This is a genomic window from Brevundimonas denitrificans (assembly GCF_030160755.1).
Taxonomy (GTDB): Bacteria; Pseudomonadota; Alphaproteobacteria; order Caulobacterales; family Caulobacteraceae; genus Brevundimonas; species Brevundimonas denitrificans.
Genome location: NZ_BSOY01000019.1, coordinates 19,628 through 39,183, shown reverse-complemented (window position 1 = coordinate 39,183; position 19,556 = coordinate 19,628). Strand labels below are relative to the sequence as shown.

The 19,556-nt window shown below is 67.7% G+C and carries 14 protein-coding genes; 1 reads left to right on the top strand and 13 read right to left on the bottom strand.

The window, feature by feature from the left end:
* Positions 1 to 206: 206 nt before the first annotated feature.
* The 8 genes from QQJ79_RS06105 to QQJ79_RS06070 all read right to left on the bottom strand — a co-directional run bounded on the left by QQJ79_RS06105 (position 207) and on the right by QQJ79_RS06070 (position 12,853).
* A complete protein-coding gene (locus QQJ79_RS06105) occupies positions 207 to 1,523 on the bottom strand; it encodes an MFS transporter (protein WP_284222033.1) in 1,317 nt (438 codons plus the stop codon).
* 90 nt (positions 1,524 to 1,613) lie between these two features.
* The gene (locus QQJ79_RS06100) at positions 1,614 to 3,578 is read right to left on the bottom strand and encodes an outer membrane protein assembly factor BamB family protein (protein WP_284222032.1); all 1,965 of its coding nucleotides are present in this window, start codon (positions 3,576 to 3,578) and stop codon (positions 1,614 to 1,616) included.
* 16 nt (positions 3,579 to 3,594) lie between these two features.
* Positions 3,595 to 4,503 carry a ThuA domain-containing protein gene (locus QQJ79_RS06095; RefSeq protein WP_284222031.1) on the bottom strand — a complete coding sequence of 303 codons (909 nt, stop codon included), beginning with the start codon at positions 4,501 to 4,503 and terminating at the stop codon, positions 3,595 to 3,597.
* 61 nt (positions 4,504 to 4,564) lie between these two features.
* Positions 4,565 to 7,342, bottom strand: coding sequence for a TonB-dependent receptor plug domain-containing protein (locus QQJ79_RS06090; RefSeq protein ID WP_284222030.1), 2,778 nt, complete (start codon positions 7,340 to 7,342; stop codon positions 4,565 to 4,567).
* Between the two features lie 136 nt (positions 7,343 to 7,478).
* Complete coding sequence (locus QQJ79_RS06085) at positions 7,479 to 8,396, bottom strand: HpcH/HpaI aldolase/citrate lyase family protein (RefSeq protein WP_284222029.1); 918 nt, start codon at positions 8,394 to 8,396, stop codon at positions 7,479 to 7,481.
* The gene (locus tag QQJ79_RS06080) at positions 8,393 to 9,670 is read right to left on the bottom strand and encodes a CaiB/BaiF CoA transferase family protein (RefSeq protein ID WP_284222028.1); all 1,278 of its coding nucleotides are present in this window, start codon (positions 9,668 to 9,670) and stop codon (positions 8,393 to 8,395) included. Before QQJ79_RS06080 ends, QQJ79_RS06085 begins: the two co-directional genes overlap by 4 nt.
* Positions 9,663 to 11,411, bottom strand: coding sequence for a thiamine pyrophosphate-binding protein (locus tag QQJ79_RS06075; RefSeq protein ID WP_284222027.1), 1,749 nt, complete (start codon positions 11,409 to 11,411; stop codon positions 9,663 to 9,665). The genes QQJ79_RS06080 and QQJ79_RS06075 overlap by 8 nt, the downstream gene beginning before the upstream one ends.
* An 11-nt stretch (positions 11,412 to 11,422) precedes the next feature.
* Positions 11,423 to 12,853 (bottom strand): aldehyde dehydrogenase family protein, encoded by a 1,431-nt coding sequence (locus tag QQJ79_RS06070; RefSeq protein ID WP_284222026.1) that lies wholly within the window; start codon positions 12,851 to 12,853, stop codon positions 11,423 to 11,425.
* 226 nt (positions 12,854 to 13,079) lie between these two features.
* Between QQJ79_RS06070 and QQJ79_RS06065 the strand changes: the two genes are divergently transcribed.
* On the top strand, positions 13,080 to 13,958 hold the full coding sequence (locus QQJ79_RS06065; protein WP_284222025.1) for a LysR family transcriptional regulator: 879 nt from the start codon (positions 13,080 to 13,082) through the stop codon (positions 13,956 to 13,958).
* A 39-nt stretch (positions 13,959 to 13,997) separates the two neighbouring features.
* Here the strand turns inward: QQJ79_RS06065 and guaA are convergent, their stop codons facing one another.
* From guaA to guaB, 5 genes are read right to left on the bottom strand one after another with little or no spacing between them, the layout of a single operon-like run.
* Positions 13,998 to 15,560, bottom strand: coding sequence for a glutamine-hydrolyzing GMP synthase (gene guaA / locus QQJ79_RS06060; RefSeq protein ID WP_284222024.1), 1,563 nt, complete (start codon positions 15,558 to 15,560; stop codon positions 13,998 to 14,000).
* Positions 15,557 to 16,204, bottom strand: coding sequence for a 5'-methylthioadenosine/S-adenosylhomocysteine nucleosidase (locus QQJ79_RS06055; RefSeq protein WP_284222023.1), 648 nt, complete (start codon positions 16,202 to 16,204; stop codon positions 15,557 to 15,559). The genes guaA and QQJ79_RS06055 overlap by 4 nt, the downstream gene beginning before the upstream one ends.
* Positions 16,201 to 17,607 carry an RsmB/NOP family class I SAM-dependent RNA methyltransferase gene (locus QQJ79_RS06050; protein WP_284222022.1) on the bottom strand — a complete coding sequence of 469 codons (1,407 nt, stop codon included), beginning with the start codon at positions 17,605 to 17,607 and terminating at the stop codon, positions 16,201 to 16,203. Before QQJ79_RS06050 ends, QQJ79_RS06055 begins: the two co-directional genes overlap by 4 nt.
* Positions 17,608 to 17,616: 9 nt before the next feature.
* Positions 17,617 to 18,018, bottom strand: a complete 402-nt coding sequence (locus QQJ79_RS06045; protein WP_348521776.1) for an MAPEG family protein — start codon at positions 18,016 to 18,018, stop codon at positions 17,617 to 17,619.
* Positions 18,019 to 18,038: 20 nt separating this feature from the next.
* A complete protein-coding gene (guaB, locus tag QQJ79_RS06040; RefSeq protein ID WP_284222021.1) occupies positions 18,039 to 19,499 on the bottom strand; it encodes an IMP dehydrogenase in 1,461 nt (486 codons plus the stop codon).
* Between the last annotated feature and the right edge of the window lie 57 nt (positions 19,500 to 19,556).

Here is a 19,556-nt window from a genome sequence, read left to right as displayed (position 1 = left end):
CGGCGGCGCGGACGGCGTCGGCGTCGGCGTCCCCGCCGAGGCGGGGGCGGACGTCCCGGCGGGGGAACAGGCCGCCGTGATCAGCACCGCGGCGCAGGCGCCTGCGACCCGTCGCCAGCCAGACCTGTGTTCGTGTTTCGGGGTCGTCATCTCAAACTTCCTGACTTGGGGATTACTGCGCGAAGGGCGTTCGGGTCCGACCCGACTCACTCCCCCTCCGCGGAAGGCTGACGGTCGGCCGGTTCGATGATGCGTTCGACCTTGCCGACGAGGAATGTGTAGGAAAGCGCGCCGATCAGGGCCATCACGCCGATGAAGGCCAGACCGCCCAGGAACGAGCCGGTCGCCGCGACGATGAAGCCGATCAGCATCGGCGTCACGATGCCGGCCAGGTTGGTGCAGAAGTTGAAGACCCCGGCGGTCAGCCCCACCAGCCGCTTCGGCGCGACATCCGAGATCAGGGTCCAGCCGAGGTTCGACATGCCCTGGCCGAAGAAGGCGATCGACATGACGGCGATCACCATGGCGTCGCTTTCGAGGAAGGCGGCGAGGACGATGGTGGAGGACAGCAACAGGCCGCCGACGATCGGCAGCTTGCGGCCGAAGGTGGCCGAGCCGCTGTGTTTGACCAGACGGTCGGACAGCTGCCCGCCGATCAGGACGCCGATGGAGGCGGCGATAAACGGCAGGACGGCGACCCAGCCGACCTTGAGCCAGGGCATGCCGCGCTCGGTGACCAGATAGGTCGGGAACCAGGTGAGGAAGAAGACAAGCGTGGCGTTGGTCGCGAACTGGCCGATCGAGGCGCCGAGAATCTGACGCTTGCTGAGGAGCCAGGCCACGTCCTTCCAGGCGAAGGGCGTGCGGCCTTGGGCGGCGATGCCGCCGCCGGCGGTGATGTAGTCGAGCTCGGCCTGGTTGGCCTTGGGGCTCTCCTGCGGCTCGCGATAGCGCAGATACCAGACCCCGGCGAAGACCAGCCCGACCACGCCGGCGATGATGAACAGCGCCCGCCAGCCCCAGGTCGCCGTGATCCAGAACAGCACGGGGCTCAGAAAGGCGATCCCCGAGTACATGCCGACGGTGTAGACGCTGTTGGCCCGGGCCCGCTCATGTTGCGGGAACCAGCTGACCAGCACCCGGCTGTTGGCCGGGAAGCACGGAGCCTCGGCCGCGCCGAGCGCGAACCGGAAACCCAGCAGGGCGCCCAGACTGGTCGCGAGACCCTGCAGCAGGGTGAAGATCGACCAGAGAGAGACCGACCAGAAGTAGGTCAGGCGAACGCCGAACCGGTCGAGCAGCACGCCGCCCGGGATCTGGGCCATCGCATAGCTCCAGGAGAAGACCGAGAACAGGATGCCCATGGTTGCGGCGCCGATGCCGAGCTCCGCCGTCATCGAGGGCGCCGCCACACTGAGCAGCGAACGATCCAGGTAGTTGATCATGGTGCCGATCGCGATCAGGGCGAGGACGCCATAGCGGGCGTTCGTCCTGCGGGGCGCGCCGGATGCGGCGGAGTCCATGGTCGAAATCCTTGTACAATGGCCCGGCGCGCGACAGGCGCGCCGGTGGGCGGCGGCGCCCCCTCAGGGACGCAGCCGCCCGGGCGTTCCTCAGGGCAGGACGAAGGCGTTCAACGTGTCGGACATGCGCCGCGAGCCGACGGCGGTGCCGCCCGCCCCGACCACGACCACGTACTGCTTTCCGTCCTTGCCCATGTAGGTGATGGGCGTGGCGTGGGCGCTGGCGTCCAGTTCGACGGACCAGAGCTGTTCCCCGGTCCGCGAGTCATAGGCGCGGAACTGACGGTCATTGGTCGCGCCTATGAAGACCAGGCCGCCCGCGGTCTGGATGTTTCCGCCCAGGTTGCGCGCGCCGAGATCGACGCCTTCGGCGCCGAGACCCGGGATGGAGCCCAACGGCGAGCGCCAGACGATCTCACCCTTGTTGATGTCGACGGCCACCAGTTCGCCCCAGGGCGTGGGCGTGCACGGCAGCACCGTGTTGGCGTCGACCCGGAAGTTGAAGCCCGACTGGACGATCGCCGGCGGAGCGCCGGGTTCGCCGGCGGGTCGGGCGGCCGGAGCCGGCGGACGCGGTCCACTGCCGACGCCGAAGCCGCGGCCGGCGGGACCCGCCGCGCGATACTGACCCATGTTCTGGACATTGACGATGAACAGGCCGGTCTGCGGGCTCCAGGACGGGCCGCCCCAGTTCGGACCGCCCAGGGTCGACGGGAAGCTGAGGGTGCCGCGGGTCAGCAGCGGACGGCCGTACAGGCCGGTGTCCAGAATGTTGTTCTGGTCCCAGAAATTGGTGCAGTAGGCGTGCTGCTCCGGCGTGATGTTGGGGATTTCATCGCGCGTCATGCTGGTCCGGGCGAGCGGCCCCGGCCGGACCGGGAAGGGCTGCGTGGCCCAGGCCAGATCCGCGGGATCATCGCTGCGCGGCGTCGGCCGCTCCTCCACCGCGTGCAAAGGCTCGCCGGTCAGCCGGTTGAACACGAACAACAGGCTCTGCTTGCCGGTCAGGGCGATGGCCGGGACGGTCTCTCCGTTGGCGGTGAAATCCACCAGCACGGGCGGCGTGGGCTGGTCCCAGTCCCACAGGTCCTTGTGGGTCATCTGGAAGAACCACTTCAGCTGCCCTGTGGCGGCGTCCAGCGCCAGCAGGCTCGCCGAATAGAGTTCGGGTCCAGCGGCGCGGCCGTTGAGATCTCCGACCGGCGCAAAGACGATTCCGTTCTCGGCGTCGACCGTCATGGTCGACCAGACATTGGCCCCGCTGCGATCCCGCCATTCGTCGTTGGAATAGGTGTCGTTGTTGGCTTCGCCTTCCTGCGGAACGGTGTGGAAGGTCCAGACCAGGGCGCCGGTGCGGGCGTCCCAGGCCCGAATGTCGCCGCGCGGTCCCGGAGGCCCCGCCTCGCCCGGCCGGGCGCCGGTGATGACGAGGTTCCGGTAGATCGACGCCGGATTGGGAATGCTCCAGGTGTCGCGCCGGGTCTCGCCCACCAGTTCGGAGGCGACGCCCACATAGGCGTCGATCTCGCCCTGCTCTCCAAAGCCTGCAGCGAGCTGACCGGTGCCCATGTCGAGCGCACGGAGGTATCCCTGCTCGGTCGCGAAGAAGAGCCGCGGGCCGACCTGGCCGTCGCCCGGCCAGTAGGCCAGGCCGCGGCCGTGGATGTTGCGGTCGGACTCGTATTTCCAGATCACCCGCCCGGTCTCGGGCTCGAGCGCCGTAATCGTCGATTTCAGGTCCGGAATGGCCGGATTGGACGGTGTCGAGACGTACATGACGCCGCCGATGATCAGCGGCGTGACCTCCCAGCGGAAATTCAGCCCGCGGTCGCCTTCGTTGTCGGTTCCGCCGCCGTAGTTGAAGGTCCAGGCCCGCCGGAGGGTCGACACGTTCGCGGCCGTGATCTGGTCCAGCGGCGAGAAATTGGTGCTCCCGGCGTTCTGGCCGTAGCTCGGCCACTGATCGGCCGGCAGCGTCTGGGCGAGGACGGGCGAACCGGCCAGCAGGGCCAGCGCCAGGCTCGCGCCCACACCCTTCATCATGGTCGTTTTCATCGCTTGCTCCGTCTCTCTACTGGGGCTGGGTGTCGGGTGTGACGTCGGCATCGGTCAGGCCCAGCGCCCATTTGATGCCTTCAAGGTAGAGTTCCCGGACCGCCGGCTGATCCCACGGATCGTCAAGGTGGCCGAAGGTGGAGATGTAGACCCTGCCCCGGCCGTAGTTGCGCGCCCAGACCACGGGGAAGTCGCCGTCCGGCCGCCGGGCCAGTTGCTCGGCCGTCAATTGGGCCGGGTCGAGACGCAGGATGGTGTGGACGTCTCCGGTGTCATAGGGCGCCTTCAGAAACTGGTACTGGTCCGTGAAGGTGGTGGGGAAATCGCGGGCGCCGGGGAAGTCGGGATCCTCGACGATCAGTCGCATGGGCTGGACCGGAAACTCGCCGTCCATGAAGCCGCCGATCATCTCGCCGTACTCCGGCCAGTTGTAGAAGGCGACGGTCGAGGCATGGCCGCCGATGAAGCCCTTGCCGTCATCGTGGACGAAGGCGAGCAGGTCGGCCTTCTGCTGGTCGGTCAGGGTCCCCTCCCCGCTGCCGAGGAAGAAGATGGCGTCGAAATAGTCCAGGTTGCGGGCGTTGATCTGGCGTCCGGCATATCGCGCGCCGCTGCCGACGATCGGCTCGGACGTGATGAGCTGGGAATCCGTACGCAGGAAGGCGACGTAGAAGCCGCTTTCGCGGCCCATCTGTTCGATCGTCGCCATCGCATGGCTGATCGAGTTGTGGTGGAAGCCGGTCTGGACGTCGGCGACGACCAGCAGCTTCTTGCGGCCCTCATAGGGGTCTGCGGGCCCCTGAGGCCGGGCCGCCGGAACGGCCGAAGCCGGGGCCGGGGCCGGCGCCTGCGCGTGCGCGCAGCCGGCGATGAGGACGGCCATCGCGGAAGCGAGGGCGAAGCGAACAAGGATTGACGTCTTCATCGGGTGGACCCTTCCTGGATCGGCCGGTCCCGCACTGGAACGCGCGGGACCGGTCTTAGGCCTAGAACCGCTTGCTGAGTTCGAACGAGAAGATCCGGCCGAACGGATTGTGGTTGCCCAGGTCAACCGCAGTGGTTCCGCTCAGAACGATCGGCGGCTCTTCATCGAAGACGTTCTGGATGCTCATCGACGCGCGTACTCCGTCCAGGGCGCCGGATTCGCCGCCTTCGAACTCATAGGCGATGCCGGCGTCGATCGTGGTCCAGGACGGCACTTCCGTATCCGGAAGCTTCGTCCCGGCGACGGTGATGGTCGCATTGTTGAGGTAGGAGCCGACAAAGTTGGCGGACATGTTGGCGTCGAAGCCGCCACGGTTGAAGTTCACGCCGAGCCGGCCGCGCTCGCTGACCTGGAAGCCGTAGGTATCCAGGGCATCGAACAGGGGGCCGCCCGCCACAACGCTCTTCTCCAGGTTCAGGATCTTGGAGAAGCTGCCGGAGAAGCGGAACTCGCCGAACTCGGTCTCGTGGCGGTAGTTGGCCGCGAAATCGAGACCGCTCTGCCGCACGTCGCCGAGGTTCAGGCGCCCGCCGGCGATAATGCCCACCAGCGAACAGTCGTTGATCGTCGAGGGTGAGAAGACGGCGTTCGGATCGGTCAGCCACGGCAGATAGGCGGGGTTGTAGGTCGCATAGTTGCCGTTGACGCAGGTGCCGGGCTGAGGCGCGGTGATGAAGAAGTCGCGGTAGAGGGCGAGATTGCCCGGGCTCGCCAGGATCAGGGTCTGGTTCGGCAGGTTCTCGATCCGGTCGACGTAGGCGACATTGTAGTAGGTCAGGCTCAGGCGCAGGTCGGGAATGAAGTTCGGGCTGTACTCCGCGCCCATCGACCAGATTTCCGCGGACTCAGGCTGCAGACCCGCCGTGTTGCCGGTCCGGGACAGAACCGCGCTCTGGCCGGTGCTGAGGTTGGTGATGGGAATGGCGGGATCGCCGGCGCCGTTGCTGACGAACACCCGGTTGGTCTGGCCCACGGTGGCCGGATTGGCCTCGATCAGGGTCGGGGCCCTGAAGGATGTGCCCCAGCTGCCCCGGAACAACAGTTCGTCATTCACGCGCCAGGTCAGACCGACCTTCGGGTTCGTCGTGGTTCCGGCGTCCGAATAGTCGTCGTAGCGAAGGGCCATGCTCAGATCGAGGGACTCGATGAAGGGCATGGCGTTGGCGCCGCCGACGATCGGGACGAAGATTTCACCGAAGCCCGACACGACGTCCCGGTCGCTCTTGGTGAAGCGCGACGTTTGATAGGTGTTTGTCAGGTTGAGGGTGTTCTGGGCCTTCAGATACAGCTTGTAGCGCGAGAACTCGGCGCCCACGGCGAACCGGACATCGCCCGCCGGGAGGCTGAACAGCGAACCGTCGATCTTGGCCACCGAGTCGAACAGCACCGTATCGTACTGCTGGATGAACCCGCCCACGAGCGCGTCCGCGGCGGCCTGGCGGCCCGTCAGATAGGGGTTGAAGCCATAGGACATGTCATTGGCGATGACCGTGGCCCGCGTCGTGTTCACCTGGGCCTGGCAGACGTTGCAGGAGTCTGTCTTCCCGTAGGTGATCAGGCCGGAGAAGCGATAGTCCCAGGGCAGTTGCGCCGTGAGGTCGATCGAGTGGTTGAAGGTCTCTTCAAGGTTGTCCTGCGAGCGAGATGTGTCCGGATTGTTGAGCGAATAGTTATAGACGACGGTCTGGTTCGCCGTCGGATTGGGCATGCCCGGAATGTAGTAGGGGCTGGTGGGCTGCACCCGGATCGCAATGCGTTCGAAACCGTCGCCGGCGCGGGATTCATTGGTCCGCCGGTTGTAGATTCCGGTGTAGCCGACGTCGATGCCGGGCGCGATCTCCTGGCGCGCCTTGATCAGGAAGGCATAGCGTTCGCGGCCGGTGTAGAAGTCATACAGGTGGGACGAGTCATACAGGGAGGGATTGCCGAGACGCGGAAGAACCTGCGCCGCCGTCGGTCTCACGCCATTGGTGTTCGGCAGACCGTAGACATTGTTGCCGATGATCAGCGCGCCCACCTCGTCCGGAAAAACCGTCGTCCCGATGAAGCGGTTGTCGTTGCCGCCGTACGGCCGCAGGTCCTGCAACATGTAGTCGCGGGCGTCACGACCCACGCTGTCATTGGTGTCATAGGCCCCCGCGACCAGCAGGCTGCCGCCGGACCAGGTGCGCCCGAACACGCCATCGATGGCGTATTGGTCATAGAGGGTGGTGGTGTAGCGGCTGCTGAGCTCCAGGCCGTCGAAATTGCGGCGCAGGATATAGTTGACGACGCCGGCGACCGCGTCCGAGCCGTAGATGGCCGAAGCGCCATCCGTCACCACTTCCACACGCTCAATGGCGGAGAACGGCACCAGGTTGGGGTCGGACACCTGGGCGTTGCCGCCCTGCGGCACCACACGGCGCCCGTCGAAGAGAACGAGCGTCGCATTGTTGCCCAGTCCGCGCAGGTTGACGCCGGCCGCGCGGCCGCCGCTCGACGTCAGCGTGGCGCCCTGACTTGAGGCCTGCGGCAACCGGGCGACCAGGGAACTGGCGTCCCGAACCGGCGCCTGGACGATGTCTTCCTGGGTGATCCCGACCGTCGCAGACCCGACGGGCGCGACGCCGCGAATGGCCGTGCCGGTGACGACGACATCGTCGAGTTCCGAGGCGTCCTCCTCGCCTTCGTCGGAGTCCTCATCCTGGGCGGCGGCGGTCGCCGCGGCGGTGGGACGGCCGGGGTCCTGGGCCCATGCAAGGGAGGGAACCGCGACCAGAGCCAGGGCGACCGAACTCATCAGTCCCGCTCGCCAGCCGAGTTGGCCGAAGCGGCGGAAATCAACACCTGCACTCTTTTCAATCACGTTCATTACTAATCCTCCCTCTATGTTGCTCTATCGGCTCCATTGATCTGGGCCGTACTTGTTTTTGTTGTTAGGTTATTGAGTTTATTGGACTGTTTTCAGCGCCGGCGCGCATCGTCTCTCGCGCCTCTATGGTCTGATGCCGGTCGATCAGGGCTTGGGCCCGGGCGACGATCGGCCCGTCGATCATCCGGCCGTCGATCGGGAAGGCGCCGCGCCCATCGGCTCCCGCCGCCTCCGCGGCCTGAACCAGACGGCGCGCCTCGACGATCTGCTCGGCCGTCGGCGAGAAGGCCTCGTTCAGGATCGCGATCTGCGACGGGTGAATGCAGCTGGACCCGACGTATCCGAACCGCCGCGACTTCAGCGCCAGCGCCCGATAGGCGTCGGAGTCGTCAAACCGGGTCGCGGAGCCCATCAGGCCCAGGGGCATGATCCCGGCCGCCGCCGCGACGATAACCAATTGCTGACGCGGCATCAGCAAGGTCTCATCGCTGGCCTCCATGCCCAGATCGAGGGCGAAGTCCTCATTGCCGAGATTGATCGCGACGGTTCGCCGGGTCGCCCTGGCGATGGCGAGCATGTCCAGGAAGCCGTCCGCCGTTTCGATCAGGACGACAAAGCGCACTGACCCGGCCGCCATTCCCGCTCCCGCCTCGGCGTCGGAGACCAGACGGTCCAGATCCTTGAGACGCGCCGCATCGCGTACCTTGGGTATGACGAGCGCCGCCACGCCGCGCTGCACCGCGGCGACGATATCGTCCGCCGCCATGTCGCCGTCGTTGATGCGGACGAGCACGTCGGCGCCGGCGCTGGCGACCGTCGGGATGGCGGTGGCGAGCCCCGCCCGGGCGAGCGTCTTCCTGTCGGCCGGAACACTGTCTTCCAGATCGAGAATGACGGCGTCCGCGGCTGCGATATGCGGGCTCGACACGTATTTCTCAACGTGAGCCGGCACATACTGGAGCGAGCGCCACACGGGGGTCACGATTCCGCTCCGGCGTCGGGGGCGCGATCCTCGATCGCCACCCGGGCGGCGACCAGGCCTTCGTAGTCAGCGTCGCCGATGCCGAGCTCGCCCAGAAGGGCTCGGTTGTGTTCGCCCAGTCGCGGCGCCGGATAGCGGATGGATCCGGGCGTTTCCGACATGCGCGGCACCACATGGTGCATCGGCAGGCTGCCGATGTCGGCATCGGGGTAGTCGGCGAGGATTTCGCGCTCCACCACATGCGGATCGACCATGATCTGGCCGATGTCGTAGATGGGCCCGACGGTCACCTCGGCCTTTTCCATCAGGGCGACCAGTTCGGTCTGGTCGAAGCCGGCGATGAAGCCGCCGATCACTTCGTCCAGCGCGGCGACGTTGTTCAGCCTGTCCGCATTGGTCCGGAACCGCGGGTCAAGGATCAGGTCCGGGCGGCCGATCGCGTTGAAAATCCGCTCGGCCATGGACTGGGTCGAACCCGACAGGCTGACGTATTTTCCGTCGCGGCACCGGTAGGCGTTTCGCGGGGCCGAGTTGCTGGACCGGCTGCCGGTGGCCTTGCGGGTCTCTCCGGTGAGCCTGAAATTGGCGGCTTGCGGGCCCAGCAGGGCGAACAGCGGGTCGTAGAGCGGCAAGTCTATGACCTGGCCCTTGCCCCCGGGCCGCTCGGCCTCCCGAAGCGCCAGCAGCGCGGCGGAGACGCCGTAGACCCCCGCGACGCCGTCGGCGAGATACATGGGCGGCAGGATCGGCTCGCGGTCCTCGAAACCGTTGATCGAGGCGAAGCCGGACATACCCTCGATCACCGTGCCGAAGCCCGGCCGCTGGTAGTAGGGACCGTCCTGGCCCCAGCCCGAGATGCGCACGATCACCAGTTTGGGATTGCGCTTCAGCAGGATCTTGGGGGCGAGCCCCATGGCCTCAAGGACGCCGGGTCGGAAGCTCTCGACGACGATCCCCGCCGATGGAACCAGGTCAAGCAGCAGTTCCCGCGCCCTGGTCGAGCGAAGGTCGAGGCACAGGCTCTTCTTGTTGCGGGCGTAGATTTTCCAGTGGGTGGAGACGCCGCGTGTCTTCCATCCGCGAAGGGTGTCGCCGTTCGGCGGCTCGACCTTGATCACCTCGGCGCCGAAATCCCCGAGCATCTGGGTCAGGACGTTGCCGGCGAACAGCCGGGACAGGTCCAGCACCCGCACGCCGTCCAGCGGGCCGCCGGCCGCGGGTTCATAGTCCCGCTGGCGCAGGGCGGGGGATGAGACGGGGCGCGCCTCAGTCATTGCCGTGCGCCAGGAAGTCGGCGATGTCCCAGTAGCCGGTGCGCGGCATGGGGACGTCGCCGCGGGTGCGGACTTCGAGCAGGAAGGGAACGTCCTTGGCCAGGGCGGCCTTGATCCCGGCCTCGAGGTCGTCGGGCTCCTCGATCAACGCCGACTCGATCCCGAAGGATTTGGCCAGCATCTGGAAATCGGGATTGTAGAGCTCGCCGTCCGGCGTCCGGAATTCGGTGCCGTAGCTGTTGTCGAAATAGGTCGTGCCGACGGTGCGGATGGTCGAATAGCAGAAGTTGTTGAACAGCACCCAGAGGACCGGGATGTCCAGTTCGACCGCCGTGGTCAGGGCGCCCAGAACCGACATCAGGCCGCCGTCGCCGACGAGGCCGAGCACCTTGCGCTCCGGCGCGCCCAGCTTGGCCCCGATCGCGGCGCCGGGCGAATAGCCCATCGTCGCCATGCCGCCGCTGGTGATGAATCCGGCCGGGCTGGCGATCTCAAGCTGCTGGCCCGCGCCGTTCTTGTTCCAGCCCACATCCGTGACGAACACCGCATCGGCGGGGGCCGCCTTCGACAGCTCCATGAGCAGGCGGGCCGGGTGGATCGGCTTGGTGTCGACCAGCTGGGTGTTTTTCAGCTCCTCACGCCAGGCCGCCTTGCGCGACGCCGTGACCGCAGCCTGGGCCTGGGCCGCGGCAGTCGGTCGGGGCGTATCCGCGAGCGCAGCGGCAAGCTGGGCCAGCGTCGCCCTGGCGTCGCCGAGAATGCCGATGTCGACAGGATAGCTCTTGCCGATCTCCTGGGGATCGATGTCGATCTGGATCAGCTTCGTGCCGGGGATGTTGAAGGTGTGCTCGGGCCGCCAGGAGCTGCAGTCCGCCTCCCCGAAGGCCGTGCCGACGGCCAGGATGACGTCGGCGTTGCGGGCGCTTTCGTTGGCGACCCGCGAGCCCCAGATGCCGGTGGTGCCCAGCGACAAGGGATGGGTTTCGGGGAAGACGCCCTTGCCGACCAGGGTGGTGGCCACCGGCGCGCCCAGCCGTTCGGCCAGAGCCTGGAGTTCTGCGAAGGCGCCCGACAGCGCCACGCCGTTGCCGGCGAAGATGACCGGATTGGCGGCGGAGGACAAAAGACGGGCCGCCTCGGCCACACCCTGGGCGTCGCCCATCGAGCGGGGGAAGTTGGGACGACGCGAACGCGTCACCGGGGCGGCCGAAATCTTCTGCGAGAAGACGTCCATCGGGATGTCGAGCAGCACGGCGCCGGGCCGCCCGGTCTGGGCGATGTTCAGGGCGCGATGCATGATCTCGGGCAGGAATTTGGCGTCGTCGACGCGCCAGACCCGCTTGCAGATCGGCCGGAAGATGTCGCCCTGGGAGGCGTCGGCATGCAGCCGCATGCTCTGATGGGCCTCGCGGGGGTGATGGTAGGACGGCGTGTTGCCGGTGATCACCACCATCGGCGTGCCGTCCATGGCGGCGGAGGCGACGCCGGTGACCGTATTGGTCAGGCCGGGCGACAGGTGCACGTTGATGACCGCCAGCTTCTTCGACACCCGATAGTAGGCGTCGGCCGCGTGGACCGCCTGCTGCTCGTGACGGAAGGAGATGTATTCGATGCCCAGCCGCTGGCAGGCGTCGATGAGGGCGTAGTTGGTGTGGCCGCACTGGCCGAAGACCTTCTCGACGCCCTCCTCCTTCAGGCACTGGGCCATGAAGATCGCGCCGGTCACGCCTTGCTCGTTCATTGTTCCGTCCATCACAGGGTCACCGTCACGAGGCGCTCTTCAGTCATCTCGCGGATCGCGTATTTCGGGCCTTCGACGCCGACACCGCTTTCCTTCACCCCGGCGAACGGGATGAGGTCGACGCGGCTGCTCGAGGCGTCGTTGAGGTGGACCACGCCGACATGCAGGCGCGCCGCGCCCTCGAGGGCCCGCTGGATGTCGCGGGTGAACAGGCCTGCGGCGAGCCCGAACTCGGTCGCATTGACCCGGTCGATGGCCTCATCGAGCGTATCGAACGGAATGATCGACAAGACGGGAGCGAAGATCTCCTCACACAGGACCCGCATGCCCGGCGTGACGTCCGTCAGCACGGTCGGCGGCAGCACGGAGCCGGTCCGGACGCCGCCGGCCAGCAGGGTCGCGCCCTGGGCGACGGCCTCCTGGACCCAGGCCTCGGCACGGGCCGCATCCTTCTCGCTGATCATCGGCCCGACATCGGTGTGGTGATCGCGCGGATCCCCGACCACCAGCGACGCGACCTCCGACATCAGTTTCGCGGTGAAGGTCTCGAGGATCTCCCGCTGGACGAACAGGCGTTGGGTCGAGGTGCAGGCCTGTCCCTGACGGCGGAAGCCCGACTGGGCGCACCGCAGGGCCGCCCGATCAAGATCGGCGTCGGCGCAGACGATGGTGGCGGCGATGCTGCCCAACTCCAGGGCGACCGGGCGCAGCCCACGGCTCTGGCGGATGAGTTTGCCGACCGGCGTGCTGCCGGTGAAGGTGAAGAAGTCGATGCCTTCATGATCGACCAGCTGCTGGCCGACGCCGCGGCCTTCACCATGCACGAGATTGATATGGGTGGGCGGCACGCCGGCCTCGAGCATCAGCTCGAACAGCCGCGTCGCGGACAGGGGCGTCGCCGCCGGCGGCTTGAAGACCACGCTGTTGCCGGCCGCCAGCGCAGGCGCGACCTTGTGGGCGACCATGTTGAGCGGCGAGTTGAACGAGCTGATGCCGCCGACGACACCGCGCGGGACGCGGATCGTGAACGCCATCCGGTGTGACTGCCCCGCGGCGCCCTGGATGGGCACCATCTCGCCGACCAGACGTCTGGCCTCCTCGGCCGACAGGCGGAAGGTCTCGGCGGCGCGGCCGACCTCATTGTTCGAATCCTTCCATGGCACGCCGGATTCGCTGATGATCAGCTCGGCGAGCGCATCGCGGTTGGCCTCGATCAGGTCCGCGACCCGCATCAGAAGCCGGTAGCGTTCATGGGGCTCAAGCTTGATGGACTCGAACGAGCGGCGCGCCGCGGAGACCGCGGCGTCGACCTGGGCGGTCGAGGCGCTCTGGATGAGACCGATCGGCTGGCCCGAGTATTTGTCGACAACGGAGATGGAGTCTCCGTCGCCCTCAACCCAGACGCCGTCGATGAGCAGTTTGATCGCGTGTTCGCGTGGCACTGTATTTCCTTCCCTAACCGCAAGCGCCTCTTCGGGCGTGTCGGTCGGGGTGCAGGCCGGGACGTATCCCTGGACCTGAACCCGTACGAAGAGACGTAGACCCGGCTGAACTAAAGCAATAGTGATGTTTCGTTCAGCGAAAGATGAGGTAATCTCATCTATCATCATCATACGCGCATACCGGGTCCGGCGCGCGGAGAGCGCTGGTCAGGCCGGGAGGTCCCACGTGAAGTTCGAGTTCTTCATCACCCTGGATTCCATCCTGCGGAACGGCAGTTTCGCCGGCGCGGCAGAGGACATGGGCCTGAGCGCCAGCGCCGTGAGCCTTCAGGTCAAGCGCCTTGAGGAGTATCTGGGGCAACCCCTTTTCGACCGGTCCGGACGGACCTCGAAACCGACTCCGCTCGCCCGGGAGCTGACCGAGAACGTGCGCGCCGCGCTGGATGCCGTCGAGGCCGCGCGCACGCGTCAGACCATCGCCCTGACAGGCCGGGTGGTTCTCGGCACGATCCGGTCGTTGCAGCCGACGATGATTCCGCACGTCCTGCGAGAGATCAATCGCCGGCATCCGGAGTTGAGCGTCCGGGTGATACAGGGTGATTCGGTTGAACTTCTCGACCAGCTCAAGGCGGGCCGCCTGGACGGAGCCGCCCTCATCCGTCCGACGTCCGGCGGGTCAAGCCGGCTGTACTGGGAGGACCTGACCGAGCAGCCGTTCGTGTTCGTCGCCCCGCCTGACAGCGAGGGTGAGTCCATCGCGGGCCTGGTCCGGCGCTACAACTGGCTGCAGTTCGACACCTCGCTCACAAGCGGTCGCGTCGCCGCGACCTATATGCGCCGGGTCGCGCCTTCGATGACGCCCAAATTCGAGCTGGAGTCTATCGAGGCGGTCCTGGCCATGGTCTCGTCCGGGCTCGGCGTTTCGATCATCCCGCAGGCGCGGGGCGCCATGGTCGACGCCTATCCCGTTCGCCAGATATCGCTCGGGAAGAACGCGCCGACACGTCAGATCGCCTTCGCCTGCCGCGGCGCGGACTTCGACAACCGTCGCGTCTCGGCGCTCCGTGACGCGTTCAAGCTCAGCTATGAGGCTATCGCGGACTGAACCGATCCGGTCGCGAAACCCGGAGGTCCGCCTCGGCCCTCACTCCCACTCGATCGTGCCCGGCGGCTTGGACGTGACGTCATAGACCACCCGGTTCACACCCCGGACCTCATTGACGATGCGCGTCGCGCAGCGGCCCAGAACGTCCCACGGGAACTCGAAGAAGTCCGCGGTCATGCCGTCGGTCGAGGTGACCGCGCGCAGGGCCAGCACCTTCTCATAGGTGCGGGCGTCGCCCATAACGCCGACGGTCCTGACCGGCAGCAGGACGGCGAAGGCCTGCCAGATGCTGTCGTAGAGGCCGGCCTTGCGGATTTCCTCGAGGTAGATGGCGTCGGCCTGTTGCAGGGTCTCGACCGCCTCGGGGGTGATCTCGCCGGGGATGCGGATGGCCAGGCCCGGCCCCGGGAAGGGGTGGCGTCCGACGAAGGCGTCGGACAGGCCCAGCTCGCGGCCCAGGGCGCGGACCTCGTCCTTGAACAGTTCCCGCAACGGCTCGACCAGTTTCAGCTTCATGAAGTCCGGCAGGCCGCCGACATTGTGGTGGCTCTTGATCACGGCGGACGGTCCGCCCGAGGCCGAGACGCTTTCGATCACATCGGGATAGAGGGTGCCCTGGGCGAGGAATTCCGCGCCCTCGACCTTGTGGGCCTCGCGGTCGAAGATCTCGATGAACACCCGGCCGATGATCTTGCGCTTGGTCTCGGGGTCCGAGACGCCGGCCAGTTCGCCGAGGAATTCCTTCGATGCGTCAACGTGCACCAGCGGGATGTTGTAGTGCTCACGGAACAGGGTCGTGACCTGTTCGGCCTCGTCCTTGCGCAGCAGGCCGGTGTCGACGAAGACGCAGGTCAGCTGGTCGCCGATGGCCTCGTGGATCAGCACGGCGGCGACCGAGGAGTCGACGCCGCCCGACAGGCCGCAGATGACTTTCGCGTCGCCGACCTGTTCCCGGATCTGGGCGATCTTCTCGTCGCGATAGGCGGCCATGGTCCAGTCGCCCTTCAGCCCGGCGATGCCGAACAGGAAGTTGCGATAGATTTCGGTCCCGCGCGGCGTGTGGTGGACCTCGGGGTGAAACTGGACGGCGTAGATTTTCCGCGCCTCGTCGGCGATGGCCGCGAACGGCGCGCCGGCCGAGGTGGCGACGACCCTGAACCCTTCGGGAATGGCGGCGACGCGGTCGCCGTGGCTCATCCACACCGGCTCGCGATGGTCGACCGCGCCGATGCCGGCGAACAGCGGCGTCTCGTCGGCGATGACGATCTCGGCCCGTCCGAACTCGCGGTGATGGCCGCCCTCGACCTTGCCGCCCAGCACGTCGCACAGCAGCTGCTGGCCGTAGCAGATGGCCAGCATCGGCAGGCCGAGGTCGAATAGCTTGCGGCCGATGCGGGGGCTGTCGGGCTCCAGCACGCTGGCCGGGCCGCCGGACAGGATGATGGCCTTCGGCTTCATCTCATCGACCACCGCCTCGGCCTTGTTGAACGGATGGATCTCGCAATAGACGTTGGCCTCGCGCAGGCGTCGGGCGATCAACTGGGTGACCTGGCTGCCGAAGTCGACGATCAGGACCTTCTGGTGATCAGCGGGGGCGGTCATGCGGGCTCCGTGAGAACAGGCGTGAAATGGTCATGCAACAGGTCGAGGGCCTCGGCCAGCCGCAGGTCGATCTCGGCCAGGGCGTCGGTCCAGTGCTCAAGGCGGGAGAGGTCGGCGCGGCCGTCCGAGACGCCGCGCAGCCCGATCACCGGCAGGCCGAAACGGGCGGCGGCGCGGACCACGGCGAAGGTCTCCATGTCGACCATGTCGGCGTCGACGGCGTCATAGCCGGCTCCGGAGACGACGCTTCCGCCCGTGGCCAGTCGGGCCGCAGGCAGGGCCGCGGGGCCATCAGCCAGCGGCAGGACGGCGGCGATCCGCGGATACGGCGTCTCCCCCTTCGGAAAGCCGAGGACGCTCGCGTCCATGTCGCGATAGCTGACCTCGCTCACCCGGTAGACGCGGGCATGCTCAAGCGTGCGCGAACCCGCCGAGCCGAGAGAGACGACGAGCTCAGGCAGGACGTCCCCGGCCTGCAACACAGCCAGCGCGTGGCTGACCGCCGCGGCGGATTCGACGGGGCCGACGCCGGTGATCAGCGGGCGGATGCGGCTGCGCAGGGCCGGGCCGTATTCGGGTTCGGCGGCCATGACGCAGAGGGCGGTCTTCGGACCGAAGCTGGAAAGGGTCCAGTCCCGGCTCACGCCCGCCGCTCGTAGAGGGCGATGAAGAAGCCGTCCGTCCCGGTCGAGGCCGGCGACAGGCGCAGGCGGCCGCCCGTCGCCGCCCCGGCCAGACGCGTGCGGGCGGCGTCGGTGATGGTGTCGGCGGCCAGCGCATCGGCGACCGGTAACGGGCGGAAGCCGGCGTGGGCGGCTTCGAAGGCGTCGGCGACGGCCTCGTTCTCGCGGCTCAGGATCGAACAGGTGACATAGACCAGCCGTCCGCCCGGCTTCACCAGCGCCGCGGCCTGGCCGAGGATGCGCAGTTGCAGGGCGTGCAGCCGCTCGATCTCGTCGGCCTTGAGCCGCCACGCGTCCTCGGGACGCCGACGCCAGGCGCCGGAGCCGCTGCAGGGGGCGTCGACGAAGACCAGATCGGCCTTGCCGTTGAATTCCTCCACCCCGCCGCCGTTCTGGCCGATCAGCCGCAGGTCGGCGGCGACGCCGGCGCGGGACAGACGCGGACGGATGTTGTCGAGCCGCTTCTGCACCACGTCGCAGGCGATCAGCCGCATCGGCGCGGCCGCCGGCTCGCTCTTCGCCGCCGCAAGCTCATCGGCGCCGGTCGGCGACCAGCCGGCCGGGCTGGGCGCGGCGACCCGGGCCGGATCGGCGGCGGGCAGACCCTGCACCGCCAGCGCCAGCGTCTTGCCGCCGCCGCCGGCGCAATAGTCGACCACGATGCTGTCCGGCGTGAACGACAGGCCGGCGCCGGCCACCCAGGCGGTCAGTTGGCTGCCTTCGTCCTGGATCTCGATACGGCCGGCGTTGAAGGCGTCCAGCGCCTGGACGTTCGGCGCCGGCTCCGACGGCAGGCGCAGCCCGACGGCGGACCAGGGCGTGCGCTCCGGCGTCAGGCCGGTCGCCTTCAGTTCCGCGCGCGCGGCCTCGACCGTGGTCTTTGCGGTGTTGACGCGCAGATCGACCGGCGCGCGGGCCATCAGGCCCGCGGCCTCCTCGCTCCAGCGATCGCCGAAGGTCGCCTTCAGGTCCTCGACCACGAAGGCCGGCAGGTCGGTCGCGGTCTGGGGCAGGTCGCCCTCCCCCGCCGCGATCCGGGCCCGCTCCTGTTTCGACAGCGGCCGCGGGCCGTAGCCCTCGCCGGAATGCAGGGCCTCGATCTCTTCCAGCGACAGATTGTCGAGGAAGGCCAGGGCCCCGACGACCAGCGCCCGACCGTCCTCACGCCCGCCCATGGCCGCGACCAGACGGCCGCGGGCGCGCAGCACCTGATAGACGCGCTCGGCCACGGCGCGGCGGTCGCCGGACCCGGCATAGCGGTTGGCGGCGCCCCAGGCCTTGATCACCACCTCGGCGGGGGCGCGGCCCTGGGCGATGCTGTCCAGAACGGAGGCGGCGGCGGCGAGACGGGCGGCTGGGGTCAAGGCGGGCTTTCAGACGAAAAGGGCGGCGATGATCATGAGCAGCCCCACGAACGACGCCGCCCAGACCAGTGACCGGACATAGGCGACGCCGAAGGCGTAGAGCGGCAGGTAGATCACGCGGCCGAAAAGATAGAGGTGCGTCCCCCACAGGGTCAGGGGGCCGCCGTCCTTGCCAGCCACATGCGCCATAATCACGGCGGCGGCGAAGATCGGCAGGGTTTCGAACAGATTGGCCTGGGCGCGGGTCAGACGTCCGGCCAGCTTTCCGGGCGGGGGCGCCTCGCCGTCCCGGGCGCCGGCGTTCCATTTCAGACCCAGGTCCGCCGTCCGCGCGCTGGCGGCCCAGCCGATCTGCACGATGGCGAGAATCAGCACGAAGGCCAGCGCGATGAATTCAGGCGTCATATCCATGGCTTCAGTCCCCTCTCCGATCAGCCCTGCCGGTAGTTCGGCGCTTCGCGGGTGATCATCACGTCGTGGACGTGGCTCTCACGCAGCCCGGCGCCGGTGATGCGCACGAAGCGCGCGCGTTCCTGCAGGTCGGCGATGGTGGCGGCGCCGACATAGCCCATGGCGGCCCGCAGGCCGCCGACCATTTGGTGCAGCACCGGGGCGATCGGCCCCTTGTACGGCGTCTGGCCCTCGATGCCCTCGGGCACCAGCTTCTGGGTGTCCTCGACTTCCTTCTGGAAATAGCGGTCGGCCGAGCCGGCCCCCATGGCCCCGACCGAGCCCATGCCGCGGTACGACTTGTAGGACCGGCCCTGGTACAGGAAGACCTCGCCGGGGCTTTCGTCGGTGCCGGCGAACATCGAGCCCATCATGGCGCATGAGGCGCCGGCCGCAATGGCCTTGGCCAGGTCGCCCGAATATTTGATGCCCCCGTCGGCGATGACCGGCGCGCCCGACTCCTTCGCGGCGCGCACCGCCTCCATGATGGCCGTCAGCTGGGGCACGCCGACGCCGGCGACGATGCGGGTGGTGCAGATGCTGCCGGGACCGATGCCGACCTTCACGGCGTCGGCGCCCGCGTCGATCAGGGCGCGGGCGGCGTCATGGGTGGCGACGTTGCCGGCGATGATCTGGATGCGGTTGGATTCGCGCTTGATACGCTCGACCACGCGGCTGACCTGGATCGAGTGGCCGTGGGCGGTGTCGATGACGACCACGTCCACTCCCGCTTCCGCCAGCGCCATGGCCCGCTCAAAGCCCGCGTCGCCGACGGTCGAGGCGGCTCCGACCAGCAGCCGGCCCTGATCGTCCTTGGCCGCGTGCGGATGGGCCTGGGCCTTCTCGATATCCTTCATCGTGATCAGGCCGGTGGCGCGATAGTCCTCGTCGACGACGATGACGCGCTCGATCTTGCGGTCGCGCAGCAGCGCCCGCGCCTCGTCGCGTCCGGCGCCTTCGCGCACCGTGACCAGATCGCCCGTGGTCATCAGTTCGACGGCCTTGCGATTCGGATCGGTGTCGAAGCGCATGTCACGGTTGGTCAGGATGCCGACCAGTTTCCCGGTCTTCGGATCGACGACGGGAAAGCCCGAGATCTTCCTCTTGGCCACGATGGCGCGGATTTCGCCGAGCGTGGTCTGGGGCGTGATGGTCACCGGATTGATGACCATGCCGCTTTCGTAGCGCTTCACTTCGCGCACCATGTCGGCCTGTTCCTCGACCGTCATATTGCGGTGGAGGATGCCCAGACCGCCGGCCTGGGCCATGGCGATGGCCAGCCGGCTTTCCGTGACCGTGTCCATGGCGGACGAGGTCAGCGGGATGTTCAGCCTGATGTCGCGGGTGAGCTTCGTCGAGACATCCGCGTCGGCGGGCATGATCTCTGACGGGCCGGGTTCCAGCAAAACATCGTCGAAGGTGAGCCCTTCGCGTATCTCCATGAGGAGTCTCCGTTTTGCGGGCCGCGTATAACGTGTTGCAGCGCGGAACGGCAAGGC